This is a genomic window from Amycolatopsis sp. CA-211722 (genome assembly GCF_056828465.1).
This window is the reverse complement of sequence record NZ_CP184752.1, coordinates 5,339,605-5,360,832: the sequence shown is the minus strand read 5'-3', so window position 1 is coordinate 5,360,832 and position 21,228 is coordinate 5,339,605. Positions and strand designations below refer to the sequence as shown.

The 21,228-nt window shown below is 72.6% G+C and carries 4 protein-coding genes; all 4 read right to left on the bottom strand.

Going from position 1 to position 21,228, the window contains the following annotated elements; all coding sequences use genetic code 11:
- Positions 1-32 precede the first annotated feature (32 nt).
- On the bottom strand, positions 33-4,346 hold the full coding sequence (locus ACOCEP_RS25730) for a type I polyketide synthase (protein ID WP_482339824.1): 4,314 nt from the start codon (positions 4,344-4,346) through the stop codon (positions 33-35).
- Between the two features lie 392 nt (positions 4,347-4,738).
- Positions 4,739-14,548: an SDR family NAD(P)-dependent oxidoreductase gene (locus ACOCEP_RS25725; protein WP_482331544.1), complete on the bottom strand. Its 9,810-nt coding sequence runs from the start codon at positions 14,546-14,548 to the stop codon at positions 4,739-4,741.
- Positions 14,549-14,566: 18 nt separating this feature from the next.
- On the bottom strand, positions 14,567-14,788 hold the full coding sequence (locus ACOCEP_RS25720; RefSeq protein ID WP_219152973.1) for a hypothetical protein: 222 nt from the start codon (positions 14,786-14,788) through the stop codon (positions 14,567-14,569).
- Positions 14,788-21,177, bottom strand: a complete 6,390-nt coding sequence (locus ACOCEP_RS25715) for an SDR family NAD(P)-dependent oxidoreductase (protein WP_482331542.1) — start codon at positions 21,175-21,177, stop codon at positions 14,788-14,790. Before ACOCEP_RS25715 ends, ACOCEP_RS25720 begins: the two co-directional genes overlap by 1 nt.
- Positions 21,178-21,228: the final 51 nt, after the last annotated feature.

The following is a 21,228-nucleotide window of genomic DNA, read 5'->3' as shown; positions in this document are numbered from 1 at the left end:
CCACTCATCGGTCGAGGTCGCGTGCACCCGGCTCAAGCGCCGAGTTGCTGGTCAATGAAGGCGAAGAGTTCGTCGTCCGAAGACGGCGTGAAGCCGGGCCCGTCGAGGCTCTCGGCGAGTTTTCGCAGGCGGGCGCCCGCTTTCGCGTGTTCGTCGCTGCCTGGGTCGAGACGGCTCAGCGCGGCCCCCAGGCCGTCGAGCAGGCCCTCCACGTCGTCGTCCGCCCCGGCGAGCTCCTGCCAGAGGTAGGCGGCCAGCGCCTGCGGGGTCGGATGGTCGAAGACGAGCGTCGCGGGCACGGCGAGGCCGGTCGCGGCGTCGAGCCGGTTGCGCAGTTCGACCGCGGTGAGCGAGTCGAACCCGAGTTCGGTGAACGCGCGGTCCGGCCCGATCGCCGAGGTGTCCGGATGGCCGAGCACCTTGGCCACGGTCTCGCGGGCGACCTTCAGCAGCAGCCGCCGCTGTTCGGGTTCGATCAGGCCGGTCAGCCGCGACCGCAGATCCGCCACCGGTGCCTCGACGGCCGCGGTCTCCGGTCGCGGCAGCTCGGCGAGCATCGGCGCGGAGCGGAAGTCCTCGAAGAACGACGGCCAGTCGAAGTCGGCGACGGTGACACAGGTGTCTCCGGCGGCGATCGCCCGGACGAACTCCTCCGCCGCGGACTCGGGGGTCATCGGGCGCAGGCCCTTGCGGCGGACGGCGTCGTCGACGGCCTCGGCCATGCCGCCCTCGGCCCACGGGCCCCAGGCGATCGACACCGCGTTGACACCTTCGGCCCGCCACCGGGTCGCGAGCGCGTCGAGTTCCGCGTTCGCGGCGGCGTAGGCGGCCTGCCCGCCGTTGCCGAGCACCCCGGCGACGGACGAGAACAGCACCAGCGCGTCGAGGTCCTCCGTGAGTTCCCGCAGGTGCCGCGCGGCGGTCACCTTCGGCCGGGCGACGGCCTCGAAGCGTTCGGGCGTCGCGTCGTCGAGCATCGCGTCGTCGAGGACGCCGGCCGTGTGCACGACCACGCGGAGATCGTTCAGGCCCGTGACCGCTGTGGACAGTGCGTCCCGGTCGGCGGCGTCGCAGGCGTGGATGCCGACGCGGGCGCCGAGACCTTCCAGCCGTTCGCGCAGTTCCGCCGCACCAGGCGCGTCCTCGCCACGCCGGGACAGAAGCACGACGTGCTCCGTCCCGGCGCGGATCAGCCGTTCGGCCACGAGCGCGCCCAGAGCCCCGGTGCCGCCGGTGATCAGCGCGGTTCCGGAGGTGGTCCACGTCGCTCCGGACGCGGGCGCGGCGGGCACGAACCGGCGGGCGAAGATCCCGTCCGCGCGGATCGCGACCTCCTCTTCGGGACCGTCGAGCACGTCGCGGAGCCGGGCGGCCTGGTCCGGCCGCTCGGGCAAGGTCACGCAGCCACCCCAGCGGCGGGGCTGTTCGATCGCCGCGACCCTGGCGACCGCGGCGACGCCGGGATCGCTGGTGGCGCACCACACTTTCGCCGGGGTGTCCCGCAGGAGAGCGGCGAGGGCGGCCCCGTCCGCCGGGAACGCGAGGATCGGGCCGGTCTCCGGGACTTCCGACACCAGTGGCGCGTCGAGAGCCTTCGCGGCGGCTTCCGCCCATGCGGTGTTTTCAGGGGCGTAGACGGTCCAGGACTCCTGCGACGCCACCGGCTCCATCGGGCGCCAGGCGACTTCGTATCGCCGGGCCGGGGGCGCTGTCTGCTCGGCGGCGAGCCAGAAGCGGTCGCGCCGGAAGGGATACGTCGGCAAGTCGACACGGGTGGCTCCGGTGCCGTCGAAGATCCGGGCCCAGTCGAGCCGCACCCCGGCGGTGAAGAGCCTTCCCCGCGCCAGGTCCGCGGCGGCGGCCTCGTCACGATCTTTCCGTTGTGTGGCGATGAAGACGCCTTCGCTGACGCAGTCGGCACCGAGCGCGGTCAGGGAGGCGTCCGGCCCGATCTCGACGAAACGCCGGACACCGCGGGCGTGCAGGCTCGCGACGCCGTCGGCGAACCGGACGGGTTCGCGCACCTGCCGCACCCAGTACTCCGGGTCGCGGACGTCACCGGCGACGATCGGGATCCGCGGCTCGGCGTACGTCACGCTCTCGGCGACCACGCGGAAGTCGTCGAGCATCCCGTCCATCATCGCGGAGTGGAAGGCGTGGCTGACCGCGAGCCGCTTGGAGCGCCGTCCGGGGAAGGCCTCGATCACCGCGGCGACCGCCTCCTCCTCACCGGAAAGAACGAGGGACGAAGGACCGTTGATCGCGGCGATGCTCACGCCGTCGGGTAGGTCGAGTTCCGCCTCGGTGGCCTGCAACGCGACCATCGCGCCGCCCTCGGGCTGCGCCTGCATCAGCCTGCCGCGGGCGGCGACCAGGCGGGCGGCGTCGTCGAGCGACCACACCCCGGCGAGGTACGCCGCTGCGAGTTCGCCGATCGAGTGCCCGAGGAGGAAGTCCGGCTCCACGCCCCAGGACCGCACGAGCTCCGCCATCGCGACCTCGAAGGCGAACAAAGCAGGCTGCGCGACGTCGGTCCGGTCGATCCTGGTCTGGTCTTCGCTCGCGAGGACTTCGGCGAGCTTGAAGCCGGTATGCGAGTCGAGCCGGTGCGCGACGCGCTCGAAGGTCTCGGCGAACACAGGGAAGGCCGCGGCGAGCCCTGCGCCCATCGCGAGCCGCTGCGAACCCTGCCCCGTGCAGAGGAAGGCCAGTTTGCCGCCGCCCGCGCGGCCGGTGACAACACCGGGCGCGGACTCGCCGCGGGCCAGTGCGCCCAGGCCGGCGCGGAGTTCGTCCTCGCCGGCGCCGGTGACGACCGCGCGATACGGCAGCGGCGCCCGGCCGGTGGCCAGTGACCAGGCGATGTCGGCAGGGTGACCGCCGGTCTGGAGCAAGCGGTCCGCCAGCTCGGGCAGCGCGGCCTCGCTGCGTGCGGACAGCACCCACGGGAGCCGGGCTTTCCCCTTCGCGGGTTCGACGGGGGCGGGCTCCGGGGCCTGGCGGAGGATGACGTGCGAGTTGGTGCCGCTGATCCCGAACGACGACACCGCCGCCGCGCGCGGGCGGCCGGTCTCGGGCCAGGGCCGGTGCTCGGTGAGCAGCTCGACCGCGCCGGAATCCCAGGCGACGTGCGGGGAGGGCGCGTCGGCGTGCAGCGTGCGCGGCAGCTCGCCGCGGCGCAGCGCCTCGACCATCTTGATGATCCCGGCGACCCCGGCGGCGGCCTGGGTGTGCCCGATGTTCGACTTCACCGAACCGAGCCACAGCGGGCTCTCCCGGTCCTGGCCGTACGTGGCGAGCAAAGTGTCCGCCTCGATCGGGTCACCGAGCTTCGTTCCCGTTCCATGGGCTTCGACGACGTCGATGTCCGAAGTGGACAGCTGAGCGCTCGCCAGCGCGGCGCGGATCACGCGTTGCTGGGACGGCCCGTTGGGCGCGGTGAGGCCGTTCGACGCGCCGTCGGAGTTGACCGCGGAGCCCTGCACTACGGCCAGCACCCGGTGTCCCTTGTGGATCGCGTCGGACAGCTTCTCCAGCAGCAGCACTCCGGCGCCCTCGCCCCAGCCGGTGCCGTCGGCGCCCGCGCCGAACGACTTGCAGCGTCCGTCCGGGGCGAGCCCGCGCTGACGGGAGAACTCGACGAACGTGTCCGGGACCGCCATCACGGTCGCGCCGCCCGCCAGCGCGAGCGAACACTCCCCCGCCCGCAACGCCTGCGCGGCGAGATGCACGGCCACGAGCGACGACGAGCAAGCCGTGTCGACCGACACGGCCGGGCCCTCGAAGCCGAACGTGTAGGCGACGCGGCCGGAAAGCACGCTGCCGGCGGTGCCGGTGCCGAGAAAACCTTCGACGCCTTCGGGCAGCTCGGAAACGCCCGCTCCGTAGTCGTGATACATGATCCCGGCGAACACGCCGGTCGCGCTGCCCTTCAACGCCGACGCGTCGAGCCCGGCGCGCTCGATCGCCTCCCAGCTGATCTGCAGCAGGAGCCGTTGCTGAGGATCCATCGCGAGCGCTTCGCGCGGCGAGATGCCGAAGAACTCGGGGTCGAATTCGGCGGCCTCGTGGAGGAATCCCCCTTCACGCGCGTACGACGTGCCGGGGTGGTCGGGGTCGGGGTGGAACAGCTCGGCGAGGTTCCAGCCGCGGTCGGCAGGGAACCGCGAGACCGCGTCGCGGCCGTCGGCCACCAGATCCCACAACGCCTCGGGCGAATCGACGCCGCCCGGGTAGCGGCACCCCATACCGATGATCGCGACCGGTTCCCGCGCCGCGTCGGCGAGTTCGCGGTTGCGCGCGGCCAGCCTGCTGTTCTCCTTGACCGACTCCCGCAGCGCGGTCACCAGTTCTTCGGGTGTCGCCATCAGATTCTCCGGACCGGACGAGACGGACGCAGCTCGGGCATGGCCTCATCCTGGGCGGGGGCGCCGCTCGTCCCGGGCGCTGTTCGCCACCCCGGCCCCATTGCCCGGTAACCGGGGGCCCACTGGTACGTGAAGGCCCCCTTCACTGCGCTAGGCGCAATGAAGGGGGCCTTCACGTACTTGGGCGGGTTCGCGTGGCTCGGGCGGCTCGGGCGGGTTCGTGTGTTGCGAAAGCCACTTTCGCAACGTTGAAGGTTGCGAAAGTGGCTTTCGCAACCTGTGCGCTGGGGTCCCGTCCGTGAAGGCCTCCTTCCCTACCCTCAAAGTAGGGAAGGAGGCCTTCACTGCGTCCGACGCGGCGAAAGCGTCCTTCAGCCCCGTTCAGCGGAAGACATCGCCCGGCTGATCAGGTCCCCCACGTCCAGCTCGTCGATCGACTCGGCGGAAACCTCGGACTCGGCGTCAGGCAGCTCCTCGGCCAGCCGGACGAGCGCCTCCAGCACCCCCAGCTCCCGGAGCCGCTCCACCGGCGCACCCGCCAGCGCCCGCCGGAGACGCGCCTCGTCGGGCACCACGACTTCCGGGAACAGCAGCGTCCGCAGGTGTGCCGCGAGCGCCGAGGGGGTCGGGTGGTCGAACACCACCGTCGCCCCCAGCTGCCGTCCCGCAGCGGCCGCGAGCCGGTTGCGCAGATCGACCGACGTCAGCGAATCGAAGCCGAGATCGGTGAACGCGTGGTCGGGATCCACCTCGTCCGCCGTGGTGAAGCCGAGTACCTGCGCGGTCTGCGTCCGGACCAGGTCCTCCAGCGCCTCCGGCGTGAGTGCGACGGCTTCGGGGGAAGCCGCCCGCCGCACGGGAAGCCGGACGAGCCCGGTGAGCAGCGCGGGCAGCACGCCCGCCCGGGCCTGGTCCCGGAGCCCGGCCAGGTCGAGTTTGACCGGTACGGCCACCGGCCCGGGCGCGAGGTCGAACAGCGCCGCACCTTCTTCGGGTGTGAGCGCTCCGAAGCCGTCGCGCCGCATCCGGTCGATCAACGCCTGGTCGAGCACCCCGCCCATCCCCTCGGCGGCCCACATCCCGTACGCGAGCGACCGCGCGGGCAGGCCGTCGGCGTGCCGTCGCTCGGCCAGCGCGTCGAGGTAGGCGTTGGCCGCGGCGTAGTTGCCCTGCCCCGGCCCGCCGAGCACGCCGGACACCGACGAGACCAGCACGAACTCGGTCAGCGGCCGGTCGAGGGTCAGTTCGTGCAGGTGACGGGCCCCATCGGCCTTCGGGCCCAGGACCCGGTCCAGGCGTTCCGGGGTCAGCGCGGTGACGACGCCGTCGTCGAGGACCCCCGCCGCGTGCACGACGCCGGAAAGCTCGGGGATGCCGTCCAGCAGGGCGGCGACCGCGTCACGATCGGCGACGTCGCACGCTTCGACGCGCACCTCGGCGCCCAGCTCGCCCAGGCGGGCGGCCAGTTCTTCGGCCCCGGGAGCGGCGAGGCCACGCCGGCTGGTGAGGACCAGCCGTTCGACGCCGTGTTCGGTGACGAGCCGTTCGGCCAGTTTCGCCCCGACCCCACCGGTACCGCCGGTGATCAGCACCGTGCCGGCGGATTCCCAGTCCGGTTTCGGGCCGGGTTCGGCCCGGACCAGCCGCGGTACCTCGGCGCGGCCGTCCCGCACCCGGACCCGGGGCTCGCCGGTGGCCAGCGCGGTGTCCACATCGGACACTTCGCCGTCGAGGAGGACGAACCGGCCGGGGTTCTCGGCTTGCGCGGACCGCACCAGACCGGCCGCGGCCGCGTCGTCGAGCCCGTCGCCGGTGACCACGGCCAGCCGCGAGCCCGAGAACCGGGGCTCGGTCAGGAATCGTTGCAGGACTTCGAGAACGGCGTGGATCCCCGCCGGCGGCACCGGCAGGACGACGACCGGCGGAACCGGCTCGGTCACTTCGTCCCATCGCACCCACGGCACCGGCGTGGCCGACGCGGATTCGGCAGCGACGTGCTCGACGCGGAACAGCGACCGGTCTTCGCCCGCCCGCATCCGCTCACCGGTGACCGCGCGGACGACCAGCGAGCCGACCGACAGTACCGGCGCACCGGCGAGATCGGCCAGCTCGACCGCGACCTCCCCCGGCGCGAGGAACCGCAGCCGCGCGCGGACCGTCGTGGCGCCGGTCGCGTACAGGCTGACGTCGCTCCAGCTGAACGGCAGCGCCCCCGATTCCTCGCCCTCGCCGAGGAACATGCCGTGCAGGGCGGCGTCGAACAGCGCCGGATGGATCCCGAAGCGAGCCGCCTCCTCCCGGGCGTCCTCGGGCAGCGAGATCTCGGCGTAGCGGTCTTCACCGTGTCGCCAGGCCGCACGCAGGCCTTGGAAGAGCGGACCGTAGACGAACCCGCGGTCGGCGAGGTCGTCGTAGAACGAGGCGAGGTCGATGGGTTCGAGACCGTCCGGCCACACGAAGCCCTTCGCGGGCGGCTCGGCCTCGGCCAGCAGGCCGAGCGCGTTGAGCTCCCAGTCCTCGCCGGGGATCCGCGAGTGGATGGTCACCGCCGCCGCGGCGCTGACCGCGACCTGGAGTTCGATCGGACCGCTCTCGGGGATCACGACGGGAGCGTGCAGGGTCAGTTCAGCCAGCCGCGGCCGCCCGGCCTCGTCACCCGCCCGGACGGCGAGTTCGGCGAGCGCCGCGCCCGGCAGCAGGACGGTGTCGTGCACCGTGTGCCCGGCGAGCCAGGGATGGGTCGCGAGCGAGAGCCGTCCGGTGAGGACGGTGCCGTCACTCTCGGCGAGCGAGAGCCCGGCCGCGAGCAGCGGATGCCCCGGCGTGTCCAGCCCGGCCGACGTGAGGTCGCCCACCGGCGTGGGTTCGAGCCAGAAGTGCTTGCGCTGGAACGGATACGTCGGCAGGTCGACGACGCGGGCACCGGGCAGCACGCCGTCCCAATCGACGTGGACACCTTGGACGTGCAGGGTGGCGAGCGCGGTCATCGCCGTCACGGCTTCGTCGTGTCCCTTGCGCAGCAGAGGGATGCCGTCGGTGAGTGGCGAAAGCACCGCGTCGGGGCCGACTTCGAGGAACTTCGTGACCCCGTCGGCGCGAAGCTCCTCGACCGCCGCACCGAACCGGACGGTGTCCCGGACGTGCGAGACCCAGTACTCCGGGTCTGCCACATCCGACACCATCGGAATCCGCGGTTCCGAGAACGTCAGCTCCCGGACCACCGCGCCGAAGTCGTCCAGCATCGGCTCCATCAGGACCGAGTGGAACGCGTGCGACACATCCAGCCGCTTCGTCTTCCGATCGCCGAACCGGGCCACAACGGCCAGCGTCGGCTCTTCGGCACCCGACAGCACCACCGACGACGGACCGTTGACCGCCCCCAGCGAAACACCCTCCGGCAACTCCCCGATCTCGTCCTCAGACGCCTGCACCGCCACCATCACCCCACCCGGCGGCAAAGCCTGCATCAACCGGCCACGAGCCACGACCAGTTTCGCCGCGTCCTCCAACGACAGCACACCCCCGACATGCGCCGCCGCGATCTCACCGATCGAATGCCCCGCCAAGTAATCCGGCCGCACACCCCACGACTCCACCAGGCGGAACAACGCCACTTCCAACGCGAAAATCGCCGGCTGCGCGAACTCCGTCCGCGACAGGTCCCCGAACTCGGGCAGCAGCGCACACACCTCGTCATACGCCGCCGCGAACACCGGAAACGCCTCATACAGCCCCGCACCCATCCCCGGTCGCTGCGAACCCTGACCGGTGAACAGGAACGCCATCTTGCCTCGCGACGCGCGACCGGTGATCCCGCCACCGGCGGCGACGGCTTCGAGCCCGGCACGCAGACTCTCCGCGTCCGCGCCGACGACCGCGGCCCGGCGCTCGTGCGCGGTCCGCGTCGCGGCCAGGGAGTACGCCACGTCACGAGGATCCGCGGTGTCCACAAGGGACAGTAGAGCGCGGGCCTGGTCGGCGACGGCCTGATCGGTTTTCGCCGACAGCACCCACGGCACGACGCCGTGCGAGATGGGCTCGACCGGTGTTTCGGCCGGGACCTGTTCCAGGACGACGTGCGCGTTCGTCCCGCTGATCCCGAACGACGACACCCCGGCCCGGCGCGGTCGCCTCACTTCCGGCCACGGCCTCGAATCACGGAGCAGTTCCACGGAACCGGCGTCCCACTCGATCTCCTCGGACGGGTCCGCCGCGTGCAACGTCCTGGGCAGCACGCCCCGGCGCATCGCCTCGACCATCTTGATGATCCCGGCGACCCCGGCGGCGGCCTGCGTATGCCCGAGGTTCGACTTGACCGAACCGAACCACAACGGTTCGTCCCGCTCGGCGCCGTAGGTCGCGATGAGCGCCTGCGCCTCGATCGGGTCACCCAGCCGCGTGCCCGTCCCGTGCGCCTCGACCGCGTCGATGTCCGAAGTGGACAGATCGGCGTCGGCCAGCGCCGCACGGATCACACGCTGCTGCGAAGGACCGTTCGGAGCGGTGAGACCGTTGGACGCGCCGTCCTGGTTCACCGCGGAACCACGCACCACGGCCAGCACCGGATGCCCGTTGCGCCGAGCATCCGAAAGCCGCTCCAGCACGAGCACCCCGGCGCCTTCCGACCAGCCGGTGCCGTCGGCGCCGGCGGAGAACGACTTGCAGCGCCCGTCCGGCGAAAGCCCGCGCTGGCGGGAGAAGTCGAGGAACGTCTCCGGCGTCGCCATCACGGTGACCCCGCCGGCGAGCGCCATGTCGCACTCCCCCGAACGCAGCGACCGCGCGGCCAGATGCAGCGCGACCAGCGACGACGAGCACGCCGTGTCGACCGACACCGCCGGGCCTTCCAGCCCGAGCGTGTACGCGATCCGCCCGGACAGGACGCTGGCCGAGGTCCCGGTGCCCAGGAAACCGGCGACGCTGTCGGGCACGCTGGCCAGTTTCGCGGCGTAGTCGTAGTACATGATCCCGGCGAAGACACCGGTGGCGCTGCCCTTCAGCGACGCCGGGTCGAGCCGGGCGCGTTCGAGCGCTTCCCAGCTGATCTCCAGCAGCAGGCGTTGCTGCGGGTCCATCGCCAGGGCTTCCCGCGGCGAGATGCCGAAGAACTCGGGATCGAACTCGCCCGCGTCGTGGAGGAATCCGCCGTGCCGGGTGTAGGTCTTGCCCGGCAGGCCGGGTTCGGGGTCGTAGATCCCGTCGACGTCCCAGCCTCGTCCACTGGGGAACGGTGAGATCGCGTCGGTGCCCGCGGCCACCAGATCCCACAGCTCTTCGGGTGAACGGACGCCGCCGGGATACCGGCAGCTCATCGCGACGATCGCGATCGGCTCGTCCGCGGCGCGCCGGGTCACCGCCGGACGCGCCGGTTCCGGGGCGCCGAGCAGTTCGGCGCCGAGGAACGCGGCCACCGCCGCCGGGCTCGGATGGTCGAAGACGAGCGTCGCGGGCAGCCGCAACCCGGTCTCCGCGGTCAGTTCGTTGCGCAGTTCGACGGCGGTCAGGGAATCGAAGCCCAGTTCGGTGAACGGCCGCGACGGCTCCACGGCGTCCGCGCCCGCCCGCCCGAGAACGGCCGCGACCCGGGCCCGGACCAGGTCGATCAGCAGGGTTTCCCGGTCGGTTTCGGACAGCCCGGCGAGCCGTCCCGCCAGCCCGGTGTCGGTGCGGCGGGCGGCTTCGCGACGAGCCCGGACGCGGACCAGCCCGCGCAGCAACGGCGGGACACCGGCGTTCCGCGCGGCGGCGAGGTCGAGCCGCACGGGGACGAGGACAGCACCGCCGTCGGCCACGGCGGCGTCGAACAGCGCGAGTCCTTCTTCCGGTTCGAGGGCGCCGAAGCCGTCCCTGCCGATCCGGTCCCGGTCGGCGCCGCTCAGCGCGGCACCCATCCCGTCTCGCCACAGACCCCACGCGAGTGCCTGCGCGGGCTTCCCCGCGGCGCGGCGTCGCCGGGCGAGGGCGTCCAGCTCGGCGTTCGCCGCCGAGTAGGCCCCCTGCCCCGGCGAGCCGAACACGCCCGCGATCGAGGAGAACAGCACGAAGAAGTCAAGGTCGCCGGTGAGTTCGTCCAGCAACCGCGCGGAACCGGCTTTGGCCCGGTACACCGCGTCGACCCGCTCCGGGGTGAGCGACGTGACGACGCCGTCGTCGAGGACTCCGGCCGCGTGGACCACACCGGTGACCGGCGGCTCGGCCCGGTCCAGCAGACCGCGGAGCTGCTCGCGATCGGAGACGTCGCAGGCCTCGATCCTGGCTCCGAGTTCGTCGGCGAGCTCACGGGCGCCCGGCGCGTCCGCACCACGGCGGCTGACCAGCAGCAGATGCCGGACGCCGTGTTCGGCGACCAGATGCCGGGCGAGACGCGCGCCGAGCCCACCGGTACCGCCGGTGACCAGGACCGTTCCGGAAGTGTCCAGTGTGGACTCACCGGAGCCCGCCCTGGCCAGTCGCGGCGCGAACAGGCTTCCGGCGTCGGCGTGTACCTCGGGTTCGCCGGTGGCGAGTGCGGCCTCGACGTCGGCGTGGGTACCGCGGACCAGGACGATCCGGCCCGGATGCTCGGCCTGCGCGGCCCGGACCAGCCCTTCGGCCGCGCCTTCGCGAGCGGTCAGCACCACCAGCGGGCCGGGCTCGTCCGTGGCCAGGAAGTCCTGCAACCCGCGCAGAGTGGTGTCGAGCGAATCGGCTTCCAGGACCGCCGCCGCCGTGGTGTCCGAAGAACCGGCGGGGAGCGGCACCTCTTCGACGCGGTAGAGGCCGTCCCGCACCGAGCTCGTGGCCGTGACGGCGCGGACGCCGAGCCCGCCCACGGAGGCGACGGGCGCGCCCGTGCCGTCGGCGAGGTCGAACGCGAAACCGTCGCTGACCGGCCGGGCGTGTACGCGCATTTCCGTCGCACCCCGCGCGTGCAGCACGACGTCACGCCAGGCGAACGGCACCGAACCCTGGTCCTCACCGGGAACAGCGGTGGCCTGGAGTGCGGCGTCGAGCAGTGCCGGGTGCAGACCGAACTTCGCCGCCTGCTCGGGCTCAGGAAGGGCGACCTCGGCGAAGATCTCCGAGCCGCGACGCCAGACCTTGCGCAGGCCGCGGAACATCGGCCCATACGCGAGCCCGGCGGCGGCAAGCCTGTCGTAGGCGTCTTCGAGTCCGACGGCTTCGGCGTTCTCCGGCGGCCAAGTGGTGTCCATAGTGGACACCGGCGGAGTGCCGAGGAAGCCGGTCGCGTGGGTGACCCACGGCCGCTCCGGAAGCCGTGAATGGATCGACACCGGACGGCGTCCGTGCTCGTCGGCGGCGCCCGCGACGACCTGGACCTCCGGGGCGGTGCCGGGTTCGAGGACCAGCGGTTCCCGCAGGATCAGCTCTTCCACGCCCGCGCAGCCCGCCTCGTCGCCCGCGCGGACGGCGAGTTCGGCGAACGCGGTGCCGGGGACGAGCACGCGGCCCGCGACTACATGGTCGGCCAGCCACGGATGCCGGTCGAGCGAAAGGCGTCCCGTGAGCAGGACACCGTCGTCGGTGGCGACGGACACGGCGGCGCCGAGCAGCGGGTGGTCGGCGGCGGCGAGCCCGGCCGCGGTGACGTCGGCGTCGCTCTCCTGGCCGAGCCAGAAGTGCTCGTGCTGGAAGGCGTACGTCGGCAGGTCGGTCAAGCGGCCGCCGCCGAGGTAGGCGGCCCAGTCGACGGGGACACCACGCGTGTGCAGCGTGCCGAGCGCGGAGACCAGCTGGCGGGCTTCGTCGTGACCGCGGCGCAGCGCGGGCACTCCCCCGTCGACCAGCGCGCTGAGCACGGCGTCCGGCCCGAGCTCGAAGAACTTCGTGACCCCGGCGGCGGTCAGGCGCTCGGCCGCGCCGGCGAACCGCACGGTCTCGCGGACATGCGCGACCCAGTACGCCGGGTCCGTCAAGTCCGCGTTCTCCGCCACGGTGGACACGATCGGGATCCGCGGCGCCGAGAACTCCAGGCCTCGCACCACCTCGGCGAAGTCGTCCAGCATCGGTTCCATCAGCACCGAATGGAACGCGTGCGACACGTCCAGCCGTTTGGTCTTCCGGTCGCTGAACCGTTCCACGAAAGCGATAGTCGGTTCCTCAGCGCCCGACAGCACCACGGAGGAAGGCCCGTTCACCGCGGCCAGCGAGACTCCCTCGGGCAACTCGCCGAGTTCCTCCTCGGACGCCTGCACCGCCACCATCACGCCACCAGCGGGCAGGGCTTGCATCAACCGGCCCCGCGCCACGACGAGTTTCGCCGCGTCGGTCAAGGACAGCACTCCGGCGACGTGAGCGGCCGCGATCTCACCGATCGAATGCCCAGCCAGGTAATCCGGCCGCACACGCCACGACTCCACCAGGCGGAACAACGCCACTTCCAACGCGAAGATCGCCGGCTGCGCGAACTCCGTTCGGCCCAGATCCCCGAACTCGGGCAGCAGCGCACAGACCTCGTCGTAGGCCGCCGCGAACACCGGAAACGCCCGATACAGCCCGGAACCCATCCCAAGGCGCTGCGAACCCTGACCGGTGAACAGGAAAGCCAGCCCGCCCTCGGTCACCCGGGTGGCGGCGATGTCGGCCAGCCCCGCCGACAGGGTTTCCCAGTCCGTGCCCGTGACGACGGCCCGGTACGGCAGCGCCGCCCGGGTCGTCAGCGTGTACGCGACGTCGATCGGCTCCGCGGTCCCGGCCACCGAAAGCAGCCGGGACGCCTGCGCGGCCAGCGCCGGTTCCGTGGCGGCGGACAGCAGCAGCGGCACTACGACGGGCGCCTCCTGAGCGGCGGCGGGTTCCTCCGGCGGAGCCTGTTCCAGCACGACGTGCGCGTTCGTCCCGCTGATCCCGAACGACGACACCGCCGCCGACCGGGGCCGCCCGGTCTCGGGCCACGGCGTGCGCTCGGTCAGCAGCGTGACCGGCCCGGCCGTCCAATCGACCTCGCGGCTGGGCGTGCCGACGTTGAGGGTGGGCGGCAGGACACCGTGCCGCATCGCCTCGACCATCTTGATGATCCCGGCGACCCCGGCCGCGGCCTGCGCGTGCCCGAAGTTCGACTTGACCGAACCGAGGAACAGCGGCCGGTCACGATCGCGGCCGTAGGTGGCCATCAGCGCTTCGGCCTCGATCGGATCGCCCAGCCTGGTGCCCGTGCCGTGCGCCTCGATGGCGTCGACGTCCGAAGTGGACAGTCGCGCGTCGGCGAGCGCGGCGCGGATCACGCGCTGCTGTGACGGGCCGTTGGGCGCGGTGAGACCGTTGGAGGCGCCGTCGGAGTTCACCGCGGAACCCCGTACCACGGCGAGGATCCGGTGCCCGTTGCGCTGGGCGTCGGACAGCTTCTCCAGTACGAGCATCCCGACGCCCTCGGCCCAGGCGGTGCCGTCGGCGTCGTCGGAGAAGGACTTGCAACGTCCGTCCGGCGCCAGGCCGCGCTGCCGCGCGAAGTCGACGAAGATCCCCGGGGAGGCCATCAGGTTGACGCCACCGGCGAGAGCGAGGGTGCATTCCCCCGCGCGCAGGCCTCGCACCGCCGCGTGCACCGCGACCAGCGACGACGAACACGCCGTGTCGATCGAGACCGCCGGGCCCTCCAAGCCGAGCTGATAGGCGATCCGTCCGGAGTGGACACTGCAGGTGGTGCCGGTCAGCAGGTAGCCGTCCACCGTGTCGCCCGGGTTGTGCAGCCGCGGACCGTACTCCTGCGCGGAAACGCCGACGTAGACACCGGTCGGGCTGCCGCGCAACGCGGCCGGGTCGAGGCCGGCGCGTTCGACGGCCTCCCAGCCGACCTCCAGCAGCAGCCGCTGCTGCGGTTCCATGGCCAGCGCCTCACGCGGCGAGATCCCGAAGAACTCGGCGTCGAATCCGGCGGCTCCGGGCAGGAAGCCTCCGGTGCGCACGTAGGTGGTCCCGCGTTTCCCGGGGTCGTCGTCGAACAGGCCGGAGGTGTCCCAGCCGCGGTCGGCGGGGAACTCGCCGATACCCTCGCGGCCGCCCTCGACCAGGTCCCACAGCGCGGCGGGCGTGTCGGCCCCGCCGGGGAACCGGCAGGCCATGCCGACGATCGCGATCGGCTCGTGCCGTCCGTCCTCGGCGTCACGCAGCCGTTCGCGGGTCCGGTGCAGGTCCCCGGTCACCCGCTTCAGCAGGTCGAGAAGCTTCTCTTGGTCCGCCATCACACCCTCGCTCGGTGGTCAGAAGATCTCGTCGGTGAGGAAGTCGAAGACCTTGTCGACAGCGGCGTCGAAGAGCAGGTCGTCGAATTCGTCGTCCTTGTCGCCCGCCGCGTAGGCCAGCAGCAGCTTCTTCAGCGGCTTGGCGACCTTCTTGCGGTCTTCGGGATCCAGTTCGCCGAGGCGTTCGCCCAGCCGCTCGATGTCGGCCAGCACCTTGGCGACGGCTTTCTTGTCCGCCATCACGAAATCCCCAGCTCGGTGGCCAGGAAGTCGACGACCTCGTCCGCGGTCGCGTCCTCCAGGCGTCCACCGACGTCGCTCCCCGGCGTGGCGATGCCGTCGAGCAGGGCCCGCAGCCGTCCGGCGACCGCGGTCCGGCCGTCGTCGTCGACCGCGGTCAGGCGTTCTTCGAGCCGGTCGAGTTCGGCGAGCACCGCGTCGGCCGCGCTGAGCGACGGCGGCGCCAGCTCGGTCAGCAGGTGCCCGGCGAGCGCGGCGACGGTCGGATGGTCGAACACCGCGGTGGCCGACAGGCGCAGGCCGGTGACGGCGTTGATCCGGTTCCGGAGTTCGACCGACGTCAGCGAGTCGAAGCCGAGGTCCTTGAACGCGCGTGCCGGATCGATCATGCCGCCCGCCTCGTGCCCGAGGACGGCGGCGGCGTTGTGCCGCACCAGATCGATCAGCAGAGCCACGCGTTCGTCGTCGGGCAGTGCCGTCAGCCGCTCCGCGAGACCGGCGCCGCCCGTGGCCGCGGGCGCCGCCGCGCGCCGGGTGGTGACCTTCGCGAGACCGCGCAGCACAGGAGCGACTTCGGTGGTCCTGGCGTGGGCGCGCAGCGCGGGACGGTCGAGTTCGATCGGCAGGACGGTGGTGAACCCGCCGTCGAGGGCGGCGTCGAACAGGGCCAGCCCGGACTCCGCGGTCAGCGGCGGCAGGCCCTCGCGGGCCATCCGGTCGACGTCGTGCTCGGCCAGCCCGCTGCCCATGCCCTCCCGCCAGAGTCCCCACGCGAGCGAGACCGCGGGCAGGCCTTGTGTCCCGCGGTGCGCCGCCAGGGCGTCCAGGAACGTGTTCGCGGCGGCGTAGGAGGCCTGGCCCGCCGAGCCGACGATCCCGGACACCGACGAGTAGAGCGCGAAGAGCGCGAGATCGTGGCCCAGGGTGAGCTCGTGCAGATTCCAGGCCGCGTCCACCTTGGGGCGCAACACTTTCGCGAGCCTTTCGGGAGTCAGCCCGGTGAGCACGCCGTCGTCGAGGACACCGGCGGTGTGGACGACGCCGGTCAGCTCGACGCCGTCCAGCAGCGCGGCGAGCGCGTCCCGATCGGCGACGTCGCAGGCCACGACGCGGACTTCGGCGCCCAGTCCGGTGAGCTCCGCCGTCAGTTCTCCCGCACCGGGCGCGTCCGGGCCGCGGCGGCTGGTGAGCAGCAGCTTGCGGACGCCGTGCGCGGTCACGAGATGCCGCGCGACGAGCGCTCCGAGGCCGCCGGTGCCGCCGGTGACGAGCACCGCCCGTTCCGGGTCCAGCGGCCGCGGGATGGTGAGCGCGACCTTGCCGACATGCCTGGCCTGGCTGACGAACCGGAACGCGTCGGGCGCGTGCCGGACGTCCCAGGTCCGCACCGGCAGCGGGGTGAGCGCCCCCTGGTCGAACAGGGTGATCAGCTCGGCCCAGATCTCGGCGGTGCGCGTGCGGCCCGCCTCGATCAGATCGAAGGCGCGGTAGGCCACGTCCGCCGGTGCGCGGAGGTCGGTCTTGCCCATTTCGAGGAACCGGCCGCCGGCCGCGGTCACGGCGAGGGAGGCGTCGACGAACTCTCCCGCGAGGGAGTTGAGCACGACGTCGACCCCGTGTCCGCCGGTCGCGGTCCGGAAGGCGTCGGCGAAGTCGAGAGTCCGTGACGAGGCGATGTGGTCCGAGGGCAGCCCGGCGGCGCGCAAGACGTGCTGCTTGCCCTCGCTCGCGGTGCCGAACACCTCGGCGCCCAAATGGCGGGCGAGCTGGGTCGCGGCCATCCCGACCCCGCCCGCGGCCGAATGGATCAGGATCGACTCGCCCGCCTTCAGTCCGGCGAGGTCGACCAGCGCGTAGTACGCGGTCAGGAAGACGAGCGGGACGGTCGCGGCCTGCTCGTCGGTCCACGCGTCCGGGACCCGCGTCAGGAACGGGCGTTCACCGACGGCGACCGGGCCGATCGCGCCGTGCACCATGCCCATCACGCGGTCACCTGGCACCAGATCGGCCACCGCGGTGCCGGTGGCCAGCACGGTCCCGGCGATCTCGCAGCCCAGCGGCCCGGCCTCCCCCGGGTACATGCCCAGGACGTTCAGCACGTCGCGGAAGTTCAGCCCCGCCGCGCGGACGGCGACGCGCACGTCGTCCGGTCCGAGGTCCGGTTCGACGGCGCTCTCCAGGACGAGGTCGTCGACCGTGCCCTCGCCGGACTTGCCCAGCCGCCAGTGCCCGTCGGGCGGCAACAGCACTCCCGTTCCCGCCTCGGCGATCCGCGGCACGAGCGGGACGCCGTCGCGCACGGCGACCTGCGGTTCCCCGGTCGCCACGGCCATCGGCACGTCTTCGGCCTCGCCGTCGACGAGGACGAATCGGCCCTGATGCTCGGCCTGGGCACTGCGCACCAGGCCCCAGATCGCCGCGGCCGCCGGATCGGTGCCGTCCGGGCCCGCCGCGTGTCGCGTGTGGACGACCAAAGTGGACTCTTCCCGCGTCACCCAGCCCTGGAGGACTTCCAGGACACGGGCGGCGAGATCGTGTGCCGAGGTGACCGGGTCGCCTTCGGGCAACACCGACAGCACTGTGGGCTTGCCGGAAACGACCTCCGGGTACGCCGTGCACGGCACCGGTTCCGGGGCCGCGACCGGCGTCCAGTCCACAGTGAACAGTCCACTGGGAAGTTCCCGGCCACGCGCCGCCGGGCGGCGGACGACCAGCGAGCCGACGCTCAGCACCTCCGAACCCGACGGATCGACGGCGACCAGCGACACGGTGTCCGCCGCGTGGAACGTGATCCGCAGCCGCAGCGCGGTCGCGCCACTCGCCCGCAGGCGGACGTCCGACCAGGAGAACGGCAGCCCACCGGCGGATTCCGCCGACTCGCGGAAGAACATCGCGTGCAGCCCGGCGTCCAGCAGTGCCGGATGAACGCCGAAGCCGCCGTCCTCGTCCGCGGGAAGCTCGACCTCGGCGTAGACATCGTCGCCGTCGATCCACACGGACCGCAGGCCGCGGAACACCCCCTCGTAACCGAAGCCGGGCAGGTCGTCGTAGAACCCTTCCAGGGACTGGGATTCTCCCGGCGGTGGCCATTTGACAGCCGCGGGTACGGCATCGGTGTCGGGAACGAGGGTGCCGTTCGCGTGCCGCGTCCAGTCCTCGCCGTGTTCCGGTCGCGAATGGACGGAGACCGCGCGGCGGCCGTCCTCGTCCGCGGCGGCCACCACCACCTGTACCTCGGCCGCACCCGACACCACGAGCGGGGCGCCCAGGGTCAGGTCCTCCACGCGGCCGCAGCCCGTTTCGGCGCCGGCGTGCAACGCGAGTTCGAGGAAACCGGTACCGGGGAAGAGAACGTCGCCGCCGACCCGGTGGCCGTCCAGCCAGGGCTGGTCGGTCGTCGAGAGCCGCGCCGTGAACACGGTGTCGCCGCCGGGCGTCGCGACCACCGCCCCGAGGAGCGGATGTTCGGCGCGGCGCAGGCCGAGGCCACGCGCGTCTCCGCCCGGGCCGGGGGTGAGCCAGTACTTCGACCGCTGGAACGGGTAGGTCGGGAGGTCGATCCGGCGCCCGCCGGGAGCGAGCGCCGCGAAGTCGACGTCCACCCCGCGGACGTGGGCGGTGCCCAGCGCGGTCAGGAGTTCGGGGACTTCGGGCCGGTCCCGGCGAAGCAACGGTCGCGCGACACCGTCGTCGACCAGCGCCGAGAGGACGCCGTCCGGGCCTAGTTCGAGGTAGGTGCCGCAGCCGTGGTCCCGCAGGACACCCAGCGCGTCGGCGAAGCGGACGGTCGCTTCGACGTGGCGGATCCAGTACCCGGCCGAGTCGTGCCCGCCGATCTCGCCGGTGACCGTCGAGACGATCGGCAGGTTCGCCGGGTGGTAGTCGGCGAGCCGCGCGATCCGGGCGAAGTCGTCGAGCATGTCGCGCATCAACGGGGAGTGGAACGCGTGGCTGACGTTGAGCCACTTGACCTTGCCACCGAAGCCGCCGATCGCCTTCTCCAGCGCGTCGCGGGCGCCGGACAGCACGACCGCGTCCGGACCGTTGACGGCCGCGATCCCGGCGCTCTCTTCATACCCGGTCAGCAAAGTCCGGGCGGTCTCCTCGGAGGCACGCAGGGACACCATCGCGCCGCCTTCGGGCAGCTCTCGCATGAGCCTTCCGCGGGCGGTCACCAGCATCGCCGCGTCGGACAGCGACAGCACACCGGCGACGTGCGCGGCCGCGAACTCGCCGACGGAATGCCCGCACAGGTAGGCGGGGGCGACACCCCAGGACTCCAGCAGCCGGAACAGGGCGACCTCGACGGCGAACAACGCGGGCTGCGCGTAGTCGGTGCGGTCGAGCGACGCCGGGTCGGTCTCGCCGAACACCACGTCCCGCAGCGGCGGATCGAGCTGCAGGTCGACATGTGCGCAGACGTCGTCGAAAGCCTCGGCATAGACGTCGTAGGCGTCGTAAAGCTCACGGCCCATCGCGATCCGCTGGGCGCCCTGCCCGGTGAACAGGTACGCGAGTTCGGCCGGCTCCTGGAGCGGACCGCCGCGCAGCACCCGCTCGTCGAACGCGGTCAGCGCTTCCGTCAGGCCCGCGGCGTCCGGGGCCAGGACGAAGGCGCGCTCTGCCAGTGTCGCGCGGGTCTTGGCGAGGGAGAACCCGAGGTCCTCCGGGTGCGCGTCGAGGGCGGCGAGCCGGGCCGCGTGGGCACGCAACGCGTCCGGATCGGCGGCCGAGAACGCGAGGGCGATCGGCGACCGTGCCGAGGGCGCGGATTCGGCGGGCGGGGCGGGCGCGGGTTCCTCCAGGATCAAGTGGGCGTTCGTGCCGGAGATGCCGAACGACGACACGGCGGCCCGGCGCGGCTCTTCGCCCCGCGGCCAGGAGACCGGCTCGGCCAGCAGCGAGACCGCGCCGGCGGACCAGTCGACCGCCGGGGTCGGATCGGCGCCGTGCAAGGTGCGCGGCAGGCGGCCGTGGCGCAGCGCCATGATCATCTTGATCACTCCGGCCGCCCCCGCGGCCGCCTGCGTGTGCCCGATGTTGGCCTTGACCGAACCCAGCCACAGCGGCGTTTCCCGGTCCCGGCCGTAGGTCGCGAGCAGCGCCTGAGCCTCGATCGGGTCGCCGAGCGTGGTCCCCGTGCCGTGCGCCTCGACGGCGTCCACAGTGGACGATCTGACGCCGGCGTCGGCCAGCGCGGCGCGGATCACCCGCTGCTGGGACGGGCCGTTCGGCGCGGTGAGCCCGTTCGACGCGCCGTCGGAGTTGACCGCGCTCCCCCGGATCACCGCGAGTACCGGATGGCCGTGCCGTACGGCGTCGGAAAGCCTTTCCAGGACGAACATCCCGGCACCTTCGGCCCACGCGGTCCCGTCCGCCGCGGCCGAGAACGGCTTGCACCGCCCGTCCGGCGCCAGGCCGCGCTGGTTCGAGAAGGCCACGAACGGGCCGGGGGTGCCGAGCACGGCGACCCCACCGGCGAGCGCGAGACCGCATTCGCCGTTCCGCAGCGCGCGGACCGCGAGATGCAGCGCGACCAGCGAGCCGGAGCAGGCGGTGTCGACGGTCAACGCCGGTCCCTGCAGGCCGAGGGTGTACGCGATCCTTCCGGAGACGACGCTCGGCGCGCTGCCGGTGAGCAGGAGCCCGTCGAGCCCCTCGGGCGCATCGGCCAGGCGGGTGCCGTATTCCTGCGGCTCGGCGCCGACGAACACTCCGGTCCGGCTGCCGGTCAGGGTCCCGGCGTCGATCCCGGCGCGTTCCAGCGCCTCCCATGCCGTCTCCAGGACCAGCCGTTGCTGCGGGTCCATCGCCAGCGCCTCGCGCGGCGAGATCCCGAAGAACCCGGCGTCGAATTCCGCCGCGCCGGACAGGAATCCGCCGTGGCGCACGTAGGTCTTGCCCGGGGTTCCCGGGCGCGGGTCGTAGAGGCCGTCGACGTCCCAGCCGCGATCACGGGGGAATTCCGTGACCACGTCCCTTCCGTCGTCCACAATGGACCACAGGCCCTCGGGTGAGTCCGCGCCGCCGGGGAAACGGCAGCCGATACCGACGATCACGATCGGTTCGCCGGTGGCCGCGCCACCTTCCGCGGCGTCCTCGGGCCCGGCGCCGAAGAGGCACTCGTCGAGGAAGGCCGCCAGCGATTCGGGTCCGGGATGGTCGTAGGCCAGGGTCACCGGCAGGTCGAGCCCGGTCTCGGTGGTCAGCCACGCGTGCAGCTTCACCGCCAGCAGGGAATCGAACCCGAGATCGGCGAAGGTGCGGCCGGGCGGGAGCGGCCCGTCCAGCACCGCCGACGTCGCCCGGCGCACCAGGCCCAGCAGTGTCCGGCGCCGCTCGGCGCGCGGCCTGCTTTCCAGCCGTCGCAGGGAATCCAGCTCGGTCATGCGCGCACTCGCCACCTCGGGTCGCCCGGCACAGGGAAGTCGCGGTCCAGC